The sequence below is a fragment of the Paracoccus aeridis genome (genome assembly GCF_004923205.2).
Lineage (GTDB): Bacteria > Pseudomonadota > Alphaproteobacteria > Rhodobacterales > Rhodobacteraceae > Paracoccus > Paracoccus aeridis.
Window position 1 is genome coordinate 32,617 of record NZ_SELD02000001.1, and the last position, 15,536, is coordinate 48,152.

Below are 15,536 nucleotides of genomic sequence, written 5' to 3' on the forward strand. Positions count from 1 at the left end.
CTGATGAACCGCTCGCCCGACCCGGAACCCAACGTTCTTCGGCTGCTTAGCCCGCTGCCGCTCGCGCTCAGGGCAGATGCGGCGCGGCTGATCTGCGGTGCCTTCGGGCACCGGATCGCGCCCCGCGCGGCGCCGCGGCTGCGGCTTGCCCTGATCCGGCGCGGCCTGCGGCGCGACCGGGTGATCGCTGCGGTGGACAAGGCGGGGCGGCTGGTCGGCCTGACCGGCCTGCGCGGGCCGGGCGGCGGCGTCCTGCAGCTGCGCGGGCGCAGGTTCGACGCCCTGCGCGCGCTGGCCGCGCCGCGCACGGCGGACCTGGTGCTCGACTGCCTGGTGGTCGCGCCGGGGTCGCGCGGGCAGGGCATCGCGGCGCTGCTGGTCGGCGCGGCGCTGGCCCGGGCGCGGCGGCAGGGCTATCCCGCGCTGCGGGCCGAGGTCGAGCGCGGCAACCGCGCGGCCCTCGCCATGTTCCGGCGCGCGGGGTTCCGGGCGCAGGCGGGCCTGCCGGGCCGCCCGAAGGTGCTGCGGCGGACCTGCGGGACCGCGGTTCAGTCCCGCCGCGCCTCGATCGGCAGGTCGTGGGTCCGGGCGAGCGCCTCGATCTCGGCGGCGCTCGCGCTGGCGAAGAACGTCTCGGGGGCGTCGCCCACGGCGGCGGCGAAGCGGGCGGCGAAATGCGGTTCCAGCGCCGCGACCGCGGCCCAGCCGTCGCGCAGGCGATACATCCGGTAGCCCGGCAGGCTGCCCGACAGGAACCCGTCGCCGACCGTCACGCCGAAGCGCAGCGGCGCGTCGAACCCCTGCGCCGCCTGCCGCAGCCCCACCGCGCGGTGCCGTGCGGCGCCGCCTGCCGCGCGCCCCAGCAGCAGCGCCACGGCCGCGAACGCCGCCTCGCGCGCGCCGGCGAGGTCCGCGAGCAGCGTGCGCGGCATCGTCGGCGGCGCCAGCAGCCCGGCTTCGAATTGATAGGTGAGGTCGTGGCCGGGCACGTCGGGGGCGTCGGTGTCGCCCACGATCTCCACCCAGCAGAGACGGGGGTTGATAGCGGCCAGCGCATTGCTGGTGATCCCGAGCCGCGCCAGCCCGCCGCGGCGCTGGCTCGACAGCAGCAGGTCCGCGCCGGCGAGCAGCGCCCTGAGCGCCGCGAAGCCGTCGCCGGTCCGCAGGTCCAGCCGGCGTACGTCGATCCCGGCCGACAGCTCCGCGTACCAGCCGGGCGCCGCGTCGGCCAGCAGGTCGCCCCCGGGCCCCTCGATCTTCACGACCTCCATCCCCTCGTGCGCGAGGATCTGCGCGGCCGCCGGGCCGGGCAGGTTCACCGCGATCGACACCGCCCGCATGCCGGCGAGCGGACCCCCCGCGCCGGTACCGTCAGATCGATTCGCCATCGTCGCCCCCTGTCCAGACAGGCGCGCAGGCTAACCGATGCCGCGGCGCCGGAAAGGGGCACATCCGGGCGTCCGGGGAACCTGCGGCGGCCTGCGCGGCTTACCGGGGACGACCCACCCGCAAGTCCAGGCCGGAGCATCGCCATGACGTCCCTCAAGGATCCCGTTCCCTATTCGCCCGATGTCGAGGACCTGCAGCCGGACGAACGCGCGACGGCCGAGAAGATCGCCGAGCAGATGATCTCCATCATCGACCGCACGGACGAGGTCGACGGCCACGCCGTCCGGTCGGTCCACGCCAAGAGCCACGCGATCCTGAAGGGCAGGCTCACCGTCCATGACGGCCTGCCGCCGGAACTGGCGCAGGGCATCTTCGCCACGCCGCGCAGCTACGACGTTCTGATCCGCATCTCGACCATTCCGGGCGACGTTCTGCGCGACAGCGTGTCGGTGCCGCGCGGGATCGCGATCAAGGTCTTCGACGTGCCGGGCGACCGGCTGCCGGGGGCGGAAGGGCAGACCACGCAGGACTTCCTGATGGCGGGCGGGCCGGTCTTTTCCGCGCCCGACGCCGAGACGTTCCTGTCGAACCTGAAGCTTCTCGCCGCGACGACGGAGCGGGCGGAGGGCGCGAAGGCTGCGCTTTCGGCCGTGCTGCGCCCGGTCGAGCGCGCCATCGAGGCGCTGGGGCTGAAAAGCCCGACGCTCACCACCTTCGGCGGCTACCTGCCCACGAACCCCCTGGGCGAGGAATACTTCAGCCAGGTTCCGTCGCGCTACGGCGACCATATCGCAAAGCTGAGCATCGTGCCGGAATCCGACAGCTTCAAGGCGCTGAGCGGGCAGGAGGTGAAGCTCGACGATCCGAACATCCTGCGCGAGACGGTGATCGACAACCTCGCGGCCGAGGGCGGATCCTGGACCCTGCGCGTGCAGCTTTGCCGCGACCTCGAGAAGATGCCGGTCGAGGACGCCTCGGTCGAGTGGAGCGAGGAGCTGAGCCCCCATCAGCCCGTCGCGACGATCAGCGTCCCCGCGCAGGAGGCGTGGAGCCCGGAGCGCGCGGCGAAGGTGGACGAACGGATCGCGTTCCGACCGTGGCACGGGGTCGAAGCGCACCGGCCGCTGGGCAACATCATGCGGGTGCGGCGGCACGTCTATCCGGTCGCGGCCGGCCACCGCAGCAAGCTGACCGGCTGCCCGCTGCACGAGCCGTCGACGCTGCCGGACCTGTAGGCCGGACCTGACGCGGCGCGGCGGCGGGCTAGGTGCCGCCGTCCGCCGGGCCCGCCCCGAAGATCCCCGATGTCTGCGCCAGCAGGACGAAGGCACGGCCCGACCGCGTCTCGGTCAGCGCGGCGAGGAAGTCGTCGTCGAGGTCGGGCGCCACCCGCGCCATCATGCGGTCGAACTGGCGCAGGAAATGATGGGCGGCGTCGCGGAAGATCTCGTCCGACCTCAGCAGGTGGGCGGAAACCTCCAGCGCCGCCGGGTCCGACACGCCCCCGAGCACCGCGACCTGCGGCCCCCGCAGCCCTTCGGCGAAGGCGCGCCAGACGGCGGCCGGGCCGGGTTCCGGCGCAAGCTCGTCCATGTAGATCCCCGCCTGCGCCAGCAGCGTGACCACGTCCTGTGCCGCGCGGATCAGGCGCATCGTGTCATGATCGGCCAGCGCCGCCTGCAACGCGCGGATCGCGGGCTGGTCGTCCGGCCCGTCGGGGAAGTTCAGCGCGCGGAGAAGGTCGATCGGCGAGACCGACACCGACGCGGCCTCGTCCAGCGGCAGCGCCGTCTGCCGAGTGTCGGCGGGCGCGTCAGACCGGGCCGCGCGCGCCTGCGGACGCGGGCCGGCGGCAGCTCCGGGGCCGGGTGCGGGGCGGGGGCGCGCTTCCGCCGGGGCAGGGGCGGGGCGCGGGTCGGATGCACGGGGCGCGCGCGGCTCGAGCGGCGGCATCGGGTCGGACCCGCGCGCCGGGCCGCCCTGAAGCCGGGCGAGTTCGGCGCGCAGGTCGTCGGCTTCCGCCCGCAGGCCCGCGATGGACCGCGCAAGCCCGACCGCAAGCCAGATCAGCGCCAGCGGCATCAGCGTCCCGCTGAGTGCCACAAGCCAGCCGGCGCCGCCGTTCCCGCCCTCGGGGCCGAGCCACGCGAACAGCAGCACCAGCAGCAGCCACGCCGCCGACACGGCGATCCCGACCCCCATCGCGCGGTCGCGGGATGCGGCGTCCAGCAGCGACTGCGCGCGCTCGCGCATGTCACTCATACCGGATCGACAGGATCTCGTAGGATTTCTCGCCGCCCGGCGTCGTCACCTCGACGCTGTCGCCCTCGTCCTTGCCGATGAGCGCGCGCGCGAGCGGCGAGCGCACGTTCAGAAGCCCGCGCTCGAGGTCCGCCTCCTGCTCGCCCACCAGCTGGAAGGTCTTTTCCTCGTCGGTGTCCTCGTCCAGCAGCGTCACGCGGGCGCCGAACTTGATGCTGCCCGACAGCTTCGACGTGTCGATGACCTCGGCGCGGGACAGGACGCCCTCCAGCTCCTTGACGCGGCCCTCGATGAAGCTCTGCTTCTCGCGGGCGGAGTGGTACTCGGCGTTTTCCGACAGGTCGCCATGCTCGCGCGCCTCGGCGATCGCGCGGATCACGGCCGGCCGCTCCACCCCCTTGAGGTTGCGAAGCTCCTTGTCCAGCTGGTCGAAGCCGGCGCGGGTCATCGGTATCTTTTCCATTCGTCCTCCGGGCCGGGCCCGCTCAGCAGCAAATCGAACGCCCCCGTCCGTGGGGCGGGGGCGGCAGTCCGGGCCGTATCGTGGCCCGATCGCCGCCGTCATGCAAGCTGGCCGTGGCAGGGACCGGGCCGCAGAGGGCGCCGGCTGACAAGGTGACCCTGCCGCAACGCGGCGGAATTATTGTGAACCCCCGGCCGAATCTCTAGTTAGGTCGGGTCAGCATGCCAAAGGGGGAAGCCAGCCGTGAACCAGATCGAACGCGAGACCATGGATTTCGACGTCGTGATCGTGGGCGCGGGGCCCGCCGGCCTGTCGGCGGCGATCCGGCTGAAGCAGATCGACCCCGACCTGAACGTGGTGGTGCTGGAAAAGGGCTCGGAGGTCGGCGCCCACATCCTGTCGGGCGCGGTCTTGGACCCGGGCGCCCTGACCCGGCTGATGCCCGACTGGAAGGAACGCGGCGCCCCGATCAGGACCGAGGTCACGTCCGACAGCTTCCTCGTCCTGGGCGAGGCGGGGTCGGTCCGCATCCCCGCCTGGCCGATGCCGCGGCTGATGTCGAACCACGGCAACTACATCGTGAGCCTTGGCAACGTCTGCCGCTGGATGGCCGAACAGGCCGAGGCGCTGGGGGTCGAGGTGTTCCCCGGCATGGCCGCGAGCGCGCTCGTGATGGACGGCGACCGCGTCGCGGGCGTCGTCGCGGGCGAGATGGGGCTGAGCCACGACGGCACCCCCGGCCCCGGCTACGAGCCCGGGATGGAGCTGCGCGGCAAGTACGTCTTCATCGCCGAGGGCGTGCGCGGGTCGCTCGCCAAGCAGCTGATCCAGAACTACGACCTGTCGGCCGGGCACGAGCCGCAGAAGTTCGGCATCGGCATGAAGGAAATCTGGGAGATCGACCCCGCCAGGCACAAGGAAGGCACGGTCGTCCACACGATGGGCTGGCCGCTCGGCCGGAACGCGGGCGGCGGGTCGTTCATCTACCACGCGGAAAACAATCAGGTCTACCTCGGTTTCGTGGTTCACCTGAACTACGAGAACCCGTACCTGAACCCCTATCTCGAGTTCCAGCGCTTCAAGCATCACCCGGCCATCGCCGAGCTGCTGGAAGGCGGCAAGCGCGTGGCCTATGGCGCGCGGGCGATCAGCGAGGGCGGCTGGCAGTCGATCCCGAAGCTGACGGTGCCGGGGGCGGTCCTTCTGGGCTGTTCGGCCGGGCTCGTGAACGTGCCGCGGATCAAGGGCAGCCACAACGCGATCCAGTCGGGGATGCACGCCGCCGAAGCCGCCGCCGCCGCGATCGCCGCGGGGCGCGAGGGCGACGAGTTGGTCGAATACGAGGACGCGCTGCGGTCCGGCCCCGTCGCCGACGATCTCAAGCGGGTCCGCAACGTCAAGCCCGCCTGGTCGCGCACCGGCATGGTCGGCTCGCTGATGCTGGGCGGGGCGGACATGTGGTTCGCCTCGATCTTCCGGCGCAACTTCCTGCGGACCTGGAAGCACGGCAAGACCGACGCCGCCGCGACCGGCAAGGCCGCGAAGTTCAAGCCGATCGCCTATCCCAAGCCCGACGGCAAGCTGAGCTTCGACCGCCTGACCAACGTGGCGTTTTCCTTCACCAACCACGAGGAAAGCCAGCCCAGCCACCTCAAGCTGAAGGATCCGACGATTCCGATCCGGGTGAACCTGCCCGAATACGCGGAACCGGCGCAGCGCTACTGCCCGGCCGCCGTCTACGAGGTGGTCGAGGATGCGAGCGCCCCCGAAGGCGCGCGGTTCGTGATCAACTTCCAGAACTGCGTCCACTGCAAGACCTGCGACATCAAGGACCCCAGCCAGAACATCGTCTGGACCACGCCGCAGGGCGGCGACGGGCCCAACTATCCGAACATGTGATCGGGCCGCCGGCCGCACCGGGGCGCCGGACGTTGCCCCGGCGCGGCCCGGCGGCTAGGGTCCGCCCGACATGAATGACAGCCAGATCGGGCCGGACGCGACATGAAACCCTTGTATTCCCTCGCGCTCGCGGCGCTGGTCGCGGCGCAGATCGCCCCGGCGCAGCTTGCCGCGCAGACCCCGCCCGCCGCGGCGCCGCAAGCCGGTACGCTTCAGGACGGGGCGCTTCAGGACGGGACCCCGCCCGGCGCGACCGAGGCGGACAGGCCGGGCCAGCCGATCGACGGCGCGGCCGGGCCCTATCTGGCCGCGCGCGCCGCCGCGATCGGCAACGACTTCGTCGCCGCCGCCCACTGGTACGGCGAGGCGCTGAGCCACGACCCGGATGACGTGGTGCTGCAGGACAGCTACCTCGTCTCGCTGGTGTCGGCCGGGCAGATGCCGCGCGCCATCGAATACGCGAACGAACTGCGGGCGCGGGACGCGGCCACGCCGCTCGCGCGGATCGTGCTGCGCGCCGATCTCGTGAAGCAGGGCAAGTGGCGGGACGTCCTGGCCGACATCGAGGCCGCGCCGGGCGACGACTCGCCGGGCGGCGGCGCGCTTCTGGACGGCATGATCCGCGCCTGGGCGCTTCTGGGCGCGGGCGACGCGAACGAGGCGATGGCCGCGTTCGAGACGATGGAGCAGGTGCCGGGCGCCGAGGCGATGGCGCGCTATCACCTGGGTCTCGCCCGCGCGAATGTGGGCGACTACGAGGGCGCGAACGAGGCGATGGCCGCCCCCGGCGTCAGCGCGCACCTGCTGGGGCTGGTCGCGCACGCCGAAGTCCTGTCGCAGCTAGACCGCAACGCCGACGCGATCGCGCTGATCGACCGTCTGAGCGGGATCGAGAACGAGCCGATCCTGGTCGACATGCGCCGGCGGCTGGAAGCGGGCGAGACGCTGCCGTTCGACAGCATCAAGGGGCCGGCCGACGGGATCGCGCAGGTGTTCCTGACCTTCGCGGGCGCGCTGGCGACGGGCGAGGAGCCCGATCCGCTCGCCCTGATCCATGCCCGGCTCGCCGGCTACGTCTCGCCCGGCCTGGGCGAGGCCCGCCTGATCGCGGCGCAGCTGCTGCAGTCGCTGGGGCAGTTCGACCTGGCCGAGGACGAGTTCGGCGCGCTCGCCGCCGCGGGCGAGGTGCGCCCGGTGGCGGAGCTTGCCCGGATCGAGGCGCTGGTGCAGGCCGAGCGCATGGCCGACGCGGAAAGCGCCGCCCGCGCGCTGACGGTGGCGCAGCCGGACCTCGCCTCGGCCTGGACCTCGCTGGGCGACCTTCTGCGCCAGCAGGACAAGTGGACGGACGCGGTCGCCGCCTACGACCGCGCGGTCGCGCTGCTGGCGAAGGGCGAGGACCGGCAGGCGTCCTGGTTCCCGCTCTACGCCCGCGGCATCGCCCTGGAACGGTCGGGCCAGTACGACAGGTCGGACGCCGACATGAAGGCGGCGCTGGAATTGCAGCCCGACCACGCCGCGATCCTGAACTATCTCGGCTATTCCTGGGTCGACCGGAACGTGAACCTGGACGAGGCGCTGCGGCTGATCGAACGCGCGGTCGAACTGCGCCCCGACGACGGCTACATCCTCGATTCGCTCGGCTGGGCCTACTACCGGCTGGGCCGTTACCAGGACGCGGTGCCGCCGATGGAGCGCGCGGTCGCGGCCATGTCCGACGACAGCCTGGTCAACGACCACATGGGCGACGTCTACTGGAAGGCCGGGCGCCAGCGCGAGGCCGAGGTGCAGTGGCGCCGCGCGCTGAGCCTGTGGACCGAGGACGACACCGACACCGACCGCGACCGTATCCGCGCCAAGATCGAGGTCGGGCTGGACGCGGTGCTGGCCGCCGAGGCGGCGAACGGCGGCAAGCTGCCCGAAGGCTTCGGCCTGCCGCCCGAACCTGCGCCTGCGTCGGACGGCAATGCTGCCGGCGACGGTGCTGCGGGCGAAAACGCTGCGGACGACGGTGCTGCCGAAGATGGTGCTGCCGAGGACGGGGCGCGCGCGCCCGAAGCCGCGGTGGACGACACGCCCGCACCTTCCGATGCCGACACCCCCGACGCCCCCGACGCCCCCGCTGGCGACGAGCCGGTGCCGCCCCGGCCGTGACGCGGCCGGACCTGCCCCGCGCCTGCGTCGAGCCGGCCCCGGCCAAGATCAACCTTTGCCTGCACGTGACCGGCCGCCGTCCCGACGGCTACCACCTGCTCGATTCGCTCGTGGTCTTCACCGAGCTGGGCGACCGCGTGACGGTGGCGCCGGGTCCGCTGTCGCTTGCGGTCACGGGCCCCTTCGCGGCGGACCTGGCAGGCGACGAGGACAACCTGTGCCTGCGCGCCGCCCGGTCGGTGGGCGCCGATTGCGCGATCACGCTCCACAAGGCGCTGCCGGTCGCGTCGGGGATCGGCGGCGGGTCGGCCGACGCGGCGGCGGTGCTGCGCGCGCTCGGGCGCTCCCCCGCCGATCCGGCCGGCCTGGGTGCCGACGTGCCCGTCTGCCTCGCGTCCGTTCCCGCCCGGATGAACGGGGTGGGAGAGGCGGTCGAGCCGCTGCCCGGCCTGCCTGCGCTGCACCTGCTGCTGGTGAACCCGCGCGTGGCGGTTCCGACCCCGGCGGTGTTCCGGGCGCTCAAACGGCGCGACAACCCGGCGCTGCCGGTCCTGCCGGCGTCGCCCGATGCGGCGGCGCTGCTGGGCTGGCTGCACGGCACCCGCAACGACCTGCAGGCGGCGGCGATCGGGATTGCGCCCGCCATTGCGGACGTGCTGGCGGCGCTGCGGGACGCGGGCGCACGACTGTCCCGCATGTCGGGATCGGGCGCGACCTGCTTCGGCGTCTTCGCCGATGCGGCCGCCGCGCAGGCGGCGCGAGACGCCATCGCGCGGGCCCGGCCCGGCTGGTGGGTCGCGCAAACGCACACCCTACCTTCGCCGCCCCCGGCGCGCTAACCTGCGGGCGGATCGGACGAGGGGGGCGCGATGCTGCGGCTTGGAGTGAACATCGATCACGTGGCGACGGTGCGGAACGCGCGCGGCACGCCCTGGCCCGACCCGCTGCGGGCGGCGCTGATCGCCGAGGAAGCCGGCGCCGACGGCATCACCGCGCATCTGCGCGAAGACCGGCGCCACATCTCGGACGACGACATCGCCCGGCTGGCCGGGGCGCTGCGGGTGCCCCTGAACCTCGAGATGGCCGCGACCGCCGAGATGCAGGCGATCGCGCTGCGGCACCGTCCGCACGCGGTCTGCCTCGTGCCCGAAAAGCGCGAGGAGCGGACGACCGAGGGCGGTCTCGACGTCGCGCGGGACGAGGGCTGGCTTGCCGATTTCATCGCGCCCCTGCGCGACGCGGGGTGCCGGGTGTCGCTGTTCATCGGCCACGACCCGCGCCAGATCGACGCCGCCGCCCGCGTGGGGGCGGCCGTGGTGGAACTGCACACCGGCGCCTATTGCGACCTCGACACCGAGGGGCGGGCTGCCGAACGCGACGCCGAACTCGTGGGCCTGGCCGACGGCGCGCGCCTGGCCGCGTCGCTGGGGCTCGAGGTGCACGCGGGCCACGGCCTGACCTTCGACACCGTCGGGCCGATCGCGGCCCTGCCGGAACTGGCGGAGCTGAACATCGGCCATTTCCTGATTGCCGAGTCGATCTTCACCGGCCTTGGTCCCGCGATCGCCGAGATGCGCGCGCGGATGGACGCGGGCCGCAGCGGCGCGCGGACGTGAGCGGCCTGCCCGCCGGGCTTGTCGCGGCGACACTCGCCGCAGTGCTGGCGGGGCCGCTTGCCGCGCCGGTTGCCGGGGCAGAGGCCGCCGGCGCTGAACCCGCCGCGCCACATCCCGCCCCCGCCCAACCTGCCCCCGCCCAACCCGCCACCGTCCGCCCTTGCGGCGACGGCGAGCGGATCGACACCCTTGCCGAGCCGTGGGAGGAAAGCACCGCCACCTATGCCGAAGGCAAGATCCGCGTGGCCGCGCTCGACACGGTCGAGCCCGCGGGCGCGCCGTTCCACCTTCTCGTCCTCAGCCCGCCAGCGGACGAGACCGGCATGTTCCGCCAGTGCCAAGTGGTGTCGCTGTCCGGGCGGACGGGCTTTCGGGGAATGGACTTCCCGGCCCGGAAGGCCAGCTACGACCCGGTCCGCGGGCTGACGCTCGCCATCCCGGTCGAGGTCCATGACCCGGAACGGGGCGACGGCGCGCCCCGCACGCTGACGGTCACGATCGACCAGTCCACGGGCCGCGTCCGGGGCGAGACGTCGCCGCGATGATGCGCGATGGCCTGCCCTCAGGCGCAGCAAAGGCCCGCGGCCGCGGCGGTTCCCGCGCAATGTCCTGCCAGGCCTGCAGCCGGGGATCTTCCCGCGCCACCGGCCCGGGGCCTGCCGCGCAGGAGGGAACCCGCCCATGATCCTCGGCATCGGCACCGACCTCGCCAACATCGACCGGATCGCCGGCGTTCTGGAACGCCACGGCGACCGCTTCCGCAATCGCGTCTACACGCCGGCCGAACTCGCGCGCGCCGCGCGCCGCGCGAACGAGGCCGCGACGCTGGCCAAGCGCTGGGCCGCGAAGGAGGCGTGCAGCAAGGCGCTGGGAACCGGCCTTGCCATGGGCATCGTCTGGAAGGACATGGCGGTGACGAACCTGCGCACGGGCCAGCCGCGGATGACGCTGACCGGCTGGGCGGCCGAGCGGATGGCATCGATGACGCCGCCGGGCCACCGCGCCGTCGTCCACGTCACGCTGACCGACGACCACCCCTGGGCGCAGGCCTTCGTCGTGATCGAGGCGGTGCCCGAGGGCTGACGCCCTGAAGGTCACGGCTGGTAGCCGCGCACCAGCGCCGCCGCGATCAGCCCCCATCCGTCCACCACGACGAAGAACGCCAGCTTGAACGGCAGCGCCACGATCGCGGGCGGCACCATCATCATCCCCATCGACATCAGGACCGCCGACACCACCAGGTCGATGATGAGGAACGGCAGCGAGATGAGAAACCCGATCTCGAACGCGCGCTGGATCTCGGACAGCATGAAGGACGGGACCAGCACCGACAGCGGCACCCCGGCGGGCGCCGGCCCGGATTCCGGCCCGGACGCGGGCCCGGGCGCCGGATCGGGCGCCGGGCGCGGCGCGACCTCGGCCATCGCCGCCAGCGTGTCGGGGTCGGTGCGGGCGGCCATGAAATCGCGGAACGGCACGATCCCGCGGTCGAACGCCTCGGGGATGGAGATCACGCCCTGCTGCAGCGGCGCGCCCGCGACGTTCCACACCTCGCGCAGGACCGGGTCCATCACGAACCAGGTCAGGAACAGCGCGAGGCTGACGATCAGCATGTTCGGCGGCGACTGCTGCAGCCCGATCGACTGCCGCAAGATCGACAGCACCGTCACCACGAACGGGAAGCAGGTGACCATGATCGCGAAGCCGGGCGCCAGCGACAGGAGCGTCAGCCCCAGGAAGATCAGGATCGCGCTGTTGCCCAGGCCCTGGGCCGCGGATTGCGCCGCCTCGCCCAGGCCCTGCGCCGCCGCCGCCATCGGCAGGGCCAGCGCGGCCGCCGCAACGGCGGCGCAGGTCGCCCGGCGAAGGAAGGCGGGTCGCGTCACGCCTGTCCCGCCGACAGGATCCGTACCGCAAGCCGCCCGTCGGGCCTGCCGTCGTCGACCAGCTCGCCCCGCGCGATCACCTTGTCGGCAATGCAGATGTCGACGCCGTCGCTGACCTCCTGGTCCAGCGCCAGCACGTCGTCGGGGCGCAGCCGCGACAGTTCGGCCACGGTCAGGCGGGTGCGGCCCAGCCTGATCTCGATCTCGACCTGGATCAGGTCGGTGGCGATGAGGGAAGAGATGTCGGTCATTCGGTGAGTCCATCCATGAAGTCGCGGAAAAGATCGCGGAAGCCTTGCGTGACGGCCGCGTGGTCGAAGCAGACGCGCCCGCCCCGGATCGCCAGATCCACGGTGCCGGGCGCGCCGGTCGGGTCGAGCGCGATGGCGCAGCCCGGACGGCCGAGCCAGTCCTGCAGCAGCGCCGCGTCGTCGGGCCCGCAGCGCAGGGCGGCCGTGCCGCAATCGTCGGCGCTGTCCGACAGACGCTCCAGTTCGGCCAGCACCGCCGCCTGCATCCGCGCGCGCGCCAGGACCGGCAGTGCGCCGTCCGCGAAGGCGTCGAGGACCGGCTTCAGCGCCCCGACCACCTCGCCCATCATCCCGGCCCGGCATGCGGTGCGCTCGCGGACCGAGGCGTCCAGCGCCGCCACCCTCGCGGCCAGGTCGGCGCGGGCGTCGGCGTCGGCTGCGGCCCGGGCCCGGGCCTCGCCCGCCGCGAAGGCCGCGTCGAGGTCGGCCTGGGTGAAGAGCGCTGGCGGCGGGGGCGGGCGCCGGTCGAAGGATTCGAGCTTCAGGATCGCCGCGGTCATCATGCCTTTTCCTTGTCATCGATCCAGCCCGACAGGATCCGCAGGCTGTCCTGCTGGCGTTCGCGCATCAGTTCGCGCAGACGCGCCACCGGGTCCGCCGGCTGCGCTGGAGGGGTGAAGTCGTAGTCCGGCCCGGCGATGGACAGCGCTGGCAGCCCCGGCAGGTCCGTGACCCCGCCCGCGGGCTGCGCCGGCGCGAAGGGCGCGGGGCCGGGCAGGGCGGGTGCCGCGCCGCTGTCGTCGAGCAGCGCCTGCGCCTGGGCCTGCGCCGGCGCGTTGCGGGCGCGCAGCACCGGGCGCAGCACGATCGCTGCGACCAGCAGCGCGAACAGCCCGACGAGCGCCAGCCGGATCAGCCCGTTCGGTTCCAGCCGGTCCATGAACCCGCCGCGTTCGGCCAGGGTGCCGTCGCCCGACAGCGCCGCGAAAGGCAGCGACTTCACGGTGATCACGTCGCCGCGTTCCTCGTCGAAGCCCACGGCGGATGCGACCAACTCGCGCAGCGCCTCGAGCTCGGGCTCGCCCCGCGGCTCCAGCGTGACCTCGCCCTTGTCGCCGGTGACGGGGACGCCGTTCACCATCACCGCGACCGTGAGGCGGCGGGTCGCGCCGGGCTGCGTCACCACCTCGCGCGTGGTCCGGCTGACCTCGTAGTTCGACACCTGCCGCGTTTCCGAGCTGTTGGCGCGGTTCTGTTCGCCCTCAGCGTCCTGGCCTTCGGGCAGGTTCGAGGAGGCCGTGACCGGACCGCCGGACTGGTTGGTGGATGCGTCGGTCGTTTCCTGGCTTTCCTGCGAGACGAGCGCCCGCTGGGTCGGGTCGAAGCGCTGTTCGGTCAGCTGCTCGGCCTGGGTCGCGACGGCGATGTTCAGCTCCACGATCGCGTTGCCGGGACCGACGTGGAATTCGAGCATCCGCTCGACGTTCTGCTTCAGCTCCGCCTCGCGGTCGGTCGGGCCAAGCTCGTCGGCGGCGGCGACGACGCCGCGCATGCTGTCGATCACCGTGACGCGGTCCGGCGTCATCCCCGGCACCCCGGACGACACGAGGAAGCGCAGCGCTTGCGCCTGCGCCCGGTCCACCGCGGCGCCGTTCGTCGTTAGCGTCACCGACGCCGTGCCTGCGACGTCGCGGCGGTAGCCGCGGCCCTGGGGCACGGCGAGGTGCACCCGCGCCGTCTTGACGTTCGGCAGCGCCAGGATCGTGCGCGCAAGCTCGCCTTCCTTGGCGCGCCAGTAGGCCGCGTCGAACATCTGCGAGGTCGTCCCGAAGCCCGACATGCCGTCCAGGATCTCGTACCCCGCGCCGCCCGCGTTCGGCAGGCCGAGCCCCGCCAGCGTCATCCGCATCTGGTCCCGTTCCGCGGCATCGACCCAGATCGAATCGCCTCGCACCTGGTAGGGGACGCCGGATTTCTCGACCTCGGCCATGATCGCGCCGGACTGGGCCCCGTCGAGACCGCCGTAGAGCAGCGCCATCTCGGTCCGGCTGGACTGCCACGCGAACCCCGCCACCGCGAGAAAGGTCAGGGCGAAGGCCGCGACCAGCGTCACCCGCTGCGAGGCGCTGCGCGCGGTCCAGTAGTCCAGCAGCTTCTGCATGCCATGCTCCGATTCGTCCCGTCTGCGGGATCCTCATCGCATGGGGCCGATTAAGAATGCGTTAGCCCCGTCCTGCTATCGCTCTGCCTGCAGGACGGAGAATCACGATGACCGAAATCACCGCAGAGACGACGGCGGGACCGAGCAAGCCGCTGCTGAAGCGCCTCGCTCCGGTGCTGGTACCGGTGCTGGCGCTTGGCGCGGGCGCGGGCTCGACGCTCGCGGGGCTGTGGTCGCCGATTGCCCTGCTGGGCCCCGCCGAGACCGCCGCCGCGGCGCGGGCGGCGCCGGCGGTCGCGTTCCTCGACGTGCCGCGCATCGTCCTGTCGCTGCCCGGGTCGGGCGGGCGCTCGCTCGTCGTCACCGCCATGATCGACACCGATCCCCTGCAGGCCGACCAGGCGAAGCTGCTGATGCCGCGCGTCGTCGACGCCTTCAACGGCCTCCTGGCCGGGATCGATCCCGCCGCGCTCGACCGGCGCGGCATCCTTGAAATCCTGCGCGCCGAAATGGCGACGCGCGCCCGCTTCGTCCTGGGCGAAGACGCCGTGCGCGACCTGCTGATCACGGAGTTCCGCATCCAATGACCCTGTCCACGATCCTGCAGCTGGCGCTGTGCGTCTTTGCCGGGGGCCTTGCCGGCTTCTGCCTGCTTCTGTCGCGTCGTCTGCGGCGGCTGAACGACCTCGAGACGGGCCTGGGCGCGGCGATTGCCGTGATGACGGCAGAGATCGGGCGGCTGGAAGGCGCGATCGGCGCCGCGCGGGCGGAAGCGACCGCCGCGACCAGGGCCCTTGCCTCCGAGGTCGAGCGGGCCAAGGCCGAGCGTGCCTACTGGGCGCTTCAGCGCAGCATGGTGGCGGACGACGCGCCCCGCCGCGCGCGCCTGCGCCGCCGGGTGGCCGCCGATGCGTAGGGCGGTCCTGACCACCGCCGCGCTGGGCCTTGGCACGCTCGCGGCCCTGCAGGGGCTGCGGCTCGTCCCCCTTGGCGACCAGATGCGCGCCTTCGCCGCGGCGCCCGCGCTGATGGAGGGATGCACCGACGTCCCCGAGGCGGTGGAGCTTGCCGAGACGCTGCGCCTGCGCGGCATCGCGGTCGATCGCGGCATCGAGGCCCTGGACAGCCGCCGGGCCGAGATCGCCGCGGCCGAGGAGCGGCTTTCGGCGAAGCTCGCGCAGCTCCGCGCCGCGAAGGAGGCGCTGGGCCGGGGCCAGGCCGCGGCGCAGACCCGGACGGACGAGGGCATCTCGCGCCTGATCGCCGTCTACGACGCGATGAAGCCCGCCGAGGCGGCCGAGGTGCTCGCCGCCCTTCCCCCCGACTTCGGCGCCGAGATCCTGGCCCGCGTCCAGCCCGAGACGGGGGCGCGGATCATCGCGGCGCTCGAGCCGTCGCACGCGGCGATCCTGTCCGCGCGCCTCGGCGCCACCCCAGCCGCGAAGGACTGACACC

At 73.0% G+C, this 15,536-nt stretch carries 17 protein-coding genes and 1 pseudogene; 11 read left to right on the plus strand and 7 right to left on the minus strand.

Going from position 1 to position 15,536, the window contains the following annotated elements; translation table 11 throughout:
- Window positions 1-3: 3 nt before the first annotated feature.
- Window positions 4-474, plus strand: a pseudogene (locus ELI80_RS16260) (GNAT family N-acetyltransferase); the annotation flags it as partial.
- Between the two features lie 74 nt (window positions 475-548).
- Here the strand turns inward: ELI80_RS16260 and ELI80_RS00190 are convergent.
- Window positions 549-1,388, minus strand: coding sequence for a CoA transferase (locus tag ELI80_RS00190; protein ID WP_136648635.1), 840 nt, complete (start codon window positions 1,386-1,388; stop codon window positions 549-551).
- A 144-nt stretch (window positions 1,389-1,532) separates the two neighbouring features.
- Between ELI80_RS00190 and ELI80_RS00195 the strand changes: the two genes are divergently transcribed.
- Window positions 1,533-2,624, plus strand: a complete 1,092-nt coding sequence (locus tag ELI80_RS00195) for a catalase family protein (protein ID WP_136648637.1) — start codon at window positions 1,533-1,535, stop codon at window positions 2,622-2,624.
- Between the two features lie 28 nt (window positions 2,625-2,652).
- On the opposite strand, the gene ELI80_RS00200 is transcribed toward ELI80_RS00195, so the two are convergent.
- Together ELI80_RS00200 and greA are read right to left on the minus strand one after the other, a co-directional pair.
- Complete coding sequence (locus tag ELI80_RS00200) at window positions 2,653-3,642, minus strand: hypothetical protein (protein ID WP_236641244.1); 990 nt, start codon at window positions 3,640-3,642, stop codon at window positions 2,653-2,655.
- Window position 3,643: 1 nt separating this feature from the next.
- Window positions 3,644-4,114, minus strand: a complete 471-nt coding sequence (gene greA, locus ELI80_RS00205; protein ID WP_136648642.1) for a transcription elongation factor GreA — start codon at window positions 4,112-4,114, stop codon at window positions 3,644-3,646.
- A 243-nt stretch (window positions 4,115-4,357) separates the two neighbouring features.
- On the opposite strand from greA, the gene ELI80_RS00210 reads away from it, so the two are divergent.
- The 6 genes from ELI80_RS00210 to acpS all read left to right on the plus strand — a co-directional run bounded on the left by ELI80_RS00210 (window position 4,358) and on the right by acpS (window position 10,866).
- Window positions 4,358-6,013 (plus strand): electron transfer flavoprotein-ubiquinone oxidoreductase, encoded by a 1,656-nt coding sequence (locus tag ELI80_RS00210; protein ID WP_136648644.1) that lies wholly within the window; start codon window positions 4,358-4,360, stop codon window positions 6,011-6,013.
- Window positions 6,014-6,115: 102 nt separating this feature from the next.
- Complete coding sequence (locus ELI80_RS00215) at window positions 6,116-8,167, plus strand: tetratricopeptide repeat protein (RefSeq protein ID WP_136648646.1); 2,052 nt, start codon at window positions 6,116-6,118, stop codon at window positions 8,165-8,167.
- Window positions 8,164-9,006 carry a 4-(cytidine 5'-diphospho)-2-C-methyl-D-erythritol kinase gene (locus ELI80_RS00220; protein WP_236641245.1) on the plus strand — a complete coding sequence of 281 codons (843 nt, stop codon included), beginning with the start codon at window positions 8,164-8,166 and terminating at the stop codon, window positions 9,004-9,006. Before ELI80_RS00215 ends, ELI80_RS00220 begins: the two co-directional genes overlap by 4 nt.
- 30 nt (window positions 9,007-9,036) lie before the next feature.
- Window positions 9,037-9,783, plus strand: coding sequence for a pyridoxine 5'-phosphate synthase (locus ELI80_RS00225; protein ID WP_136648648.1), 747 nt, complete (start codon window positions 9,037-9,039; stop codon window positions 9,781-9,783).
- Window positions 9,780-10,328, plus strand: coding sequence for a hypothetical protein (locus ELI80_RS00230; protein WP_136648650.1), 549 nt, complete (start codon window positions 9,780-9,782; stop codon window positions 10,326-10,328). The genes ELI80_RS00225 and ELI80_RS00230 overlap by 4 nt, the downstream gene beginning before the upstream one ends.
- Window positions 10,329-10,464: 136 nt before the next feature.
- Complete coding sequence (gene acpS, locus ELI80_RS00235; RefSeq protein WP_136648653.1) at window positions 10,465-10,866, plus strand: holo-ACP synthase; 402 nt, start codon at window positions 10,465-10,467, stop codon at window positions 10,864-10,866.
- An 11-nt stretch (window positions 10,867-10,877) separates the two neighbouring features.
- Here acpS and fliP read toward each other — a convergent pair whose 3' ends face one another.
- The 4 genes from fliP to fliF all read right to left on the minus strand — a co-directional run bounded on the left by fliP (window position 10,878) and on the right by fliF (window position 14,081).
- Window positions 10,878-11,600 carry a flagellar type III secretion system pore protein FliP gene (gene fliP, locus ELI80_RS00240; RefSeq protein WP_136648790.1) on the minus strand — a complete coding sequence of 241 codons (723 nt, stop codon included), beginning with the start codon at window positions 11,598-11,600 and terminating at the stop codon, window positions 10,878-10,880.
- A gap of 65 nt (window positions 11,601-11,665) precedes the next feature.
- Window positions 11,666-11,920: a FliM/FliN family flagellar motor switch protein gene (locus ELI80_RS00245; RefSeq protein WP_136648655.1), complete on the minus strand. Its 255-nt coding sequence runs from the start codon at window positions 11,918-11,920 to the stop codon at window positions 11,666-11,668.
- Window positions 11,917-12,483, minus strand: coding sequence for a hypothetical protein (locus ELI80_RS00250; protein ID WP_136648657.1), 567 nt, complete (start codon window positions 12,481-12,483; stop codon window positions 11,917-11,919). Before ELI80_RS00250 ends, ELI80_RS00245 begins: the two co-directional genes overlap by 4 nt.
- Window positions 12,480-14,081 carry a flagellar basal-body MS-ring/collar protein FliF gene (gene fliF / locus ELI80_RS00255; RefSeq protein WP_136648659.1) on the minus strand — a complete coding sequence of 534 codons (1,602 nt, stop codon included), beginning with the start codon at window positions 14,079-14,081 and terminating at the stop codon, window positions 12,480-12,482. The genes ELI80_RS00250 and fliF overlap by 4 nt, the downstream gene beginning before the upstream one ends.
- A 107-nt stretch (window positions 14,082-14,188) precedes the next feature.
- Here fliF and ELI80_RS00260 point away from each other — a divergent pair, with 107 nt between their 5' ends.
- Genes ELI80_RS00260 through ELI80_RS00270 form a run of 3 tightly spaced genes read left to right on the plus strand, consistent with a single transcriptional unit; the run spans window position 14,189 to window position 15,532 of the window.
- The gene (locus ELI80_RS00260) at window positions 14,189-14,668 is read left to right on the plus strand and encodes a flagellar basal body-associated FliL family protein (protein WP_136648661.1); all 480 of its coding nucleotides are present in this window, start codon (window positions 14,189-14,191) and stop codon (window positions 14,666-14,668) included.
- Window positions 14,665-14,997 (plus strand): hypothetical protein, encoded by a 333-nt coding sequence (locus ELI80_RS00265; protein WP_136648664.1) that lies wholly within the window; start codon window positions 14,665-14,667, stop codon window positions 14,995-14,997. Before ELI80_RS00260 ends, ELI80_RS00265 begins: the two co-directional genes overlap by 4 nt.
- Window positions 14,990-15,532: a MotE family protein gene (locus ELI80_RS00270; RefSeq protein WP_136648666.1), complete on the plus strand. Its 543-nt coding sequence runs from the start codon at window positions 14,990-14,992 to the stop codon at window positions 15,530-15,532. The genes ELI80_RS00265 and ELI80_RS00270 overlap by 8 nt, the downstream gene beginning before the upstream one ends.
- Window positions 15,533-15,536: the final 4 nt, after the last annotated feature.

Coding starts and splice junctions, on each gene's coding strand:
- ELI80_RS00225 (WP_136648648.1), top strand. CDS start 9,037: ATGCTGCGGCTTGGAGTGAACATCGATCACGTGGCGACGGTGCGGAAC.
- greA (WP_136648642.1), bottom strand. CDS start 4,114: ATGGAAAAGATACCGATGACCCGCGCCGGCTTCGACCAGCTGGACAAG.
- ELI80_RS00245 (WP_136648655.1), bottom strand. CDS start 11,920: ATGACCGACATCTCTTCCCTCATCGCCACCGACCTGATCCAGGTCGAG.
- fliF (WP_136648659.1), bottom strand. CDS start 14,081: ATGCAGAAGCTGCTGGACTACTGGACCGCGCGCAGCGCCTCGCAGCGG.
- ELI80_RS00215 (WP_136648646.1), top strand. CDS start 6,116: ATGAAACCCTTGTATTCCCTCGCGCTCGCGGCGCTGGTCGCGGCGCAG.
- ELI80_RS00260 (WP_136648661.1), top strand. CDS start 14,189: ATGACCGAAATCACCGCAGAGACGACGGCGGGACCGAGCAAGCCGCTG.
- fliP (WP_136648790.1), bottom strand. CDS start 11,600: ATGGCGGCGGCGGCGCAGGGCCTGGGCGAGGCGGCGCAATCCGCGGCC.
- ELI80_RS00265 (WP_136648664.1), top strand. CDS start 14,665: ATGACCCTGTCCACGATCCTGCAGCTGGCGCTGTGCGTCTTTGCCGGG.
- ELI80_RS00195 (WP_136648637.1), top strand. CDS start 1,533: ATGACGTCCCTCAAGGATCCCGTTCCCTATTCGCCCGATGTCGAGGAC.
- ELI80_RS00270 (WP_136648666.1), top strand. CDS start 14,990: ATGCGTAGGGCGGTCCTGACCACCGCCGCGCTGGGCCTTGGCACGCTC.
- ELI80_RS00200 (WP_236641244.1), bottom strand. CDS start 3,642: ATGCGCGAGCGCGCGCAGTCGCTGCTGGACGCCGCATCCCGCGACCGC.
- ELI80_RS00190 (WP_136648635.1), bottom strand. CDS start 1,388: ATGGCGAATCGATCTGACGGTACCGGCGCGGGGGGTCCGCTCGCCGGC.
- ELI80_RS00250 (WP_136648657.1), bottom strand. CDS start 12,483: ATGATGACCGCGGCGATCCTGAAGCTCGAATCCTTCGACCGGCGCCCG.
- acpS (WP_136648653.1), top strand. CDS start 10,465: ATGATCCTCGGCATCGGCACCGACCTCGCCAACATCGACCGGATCGCC.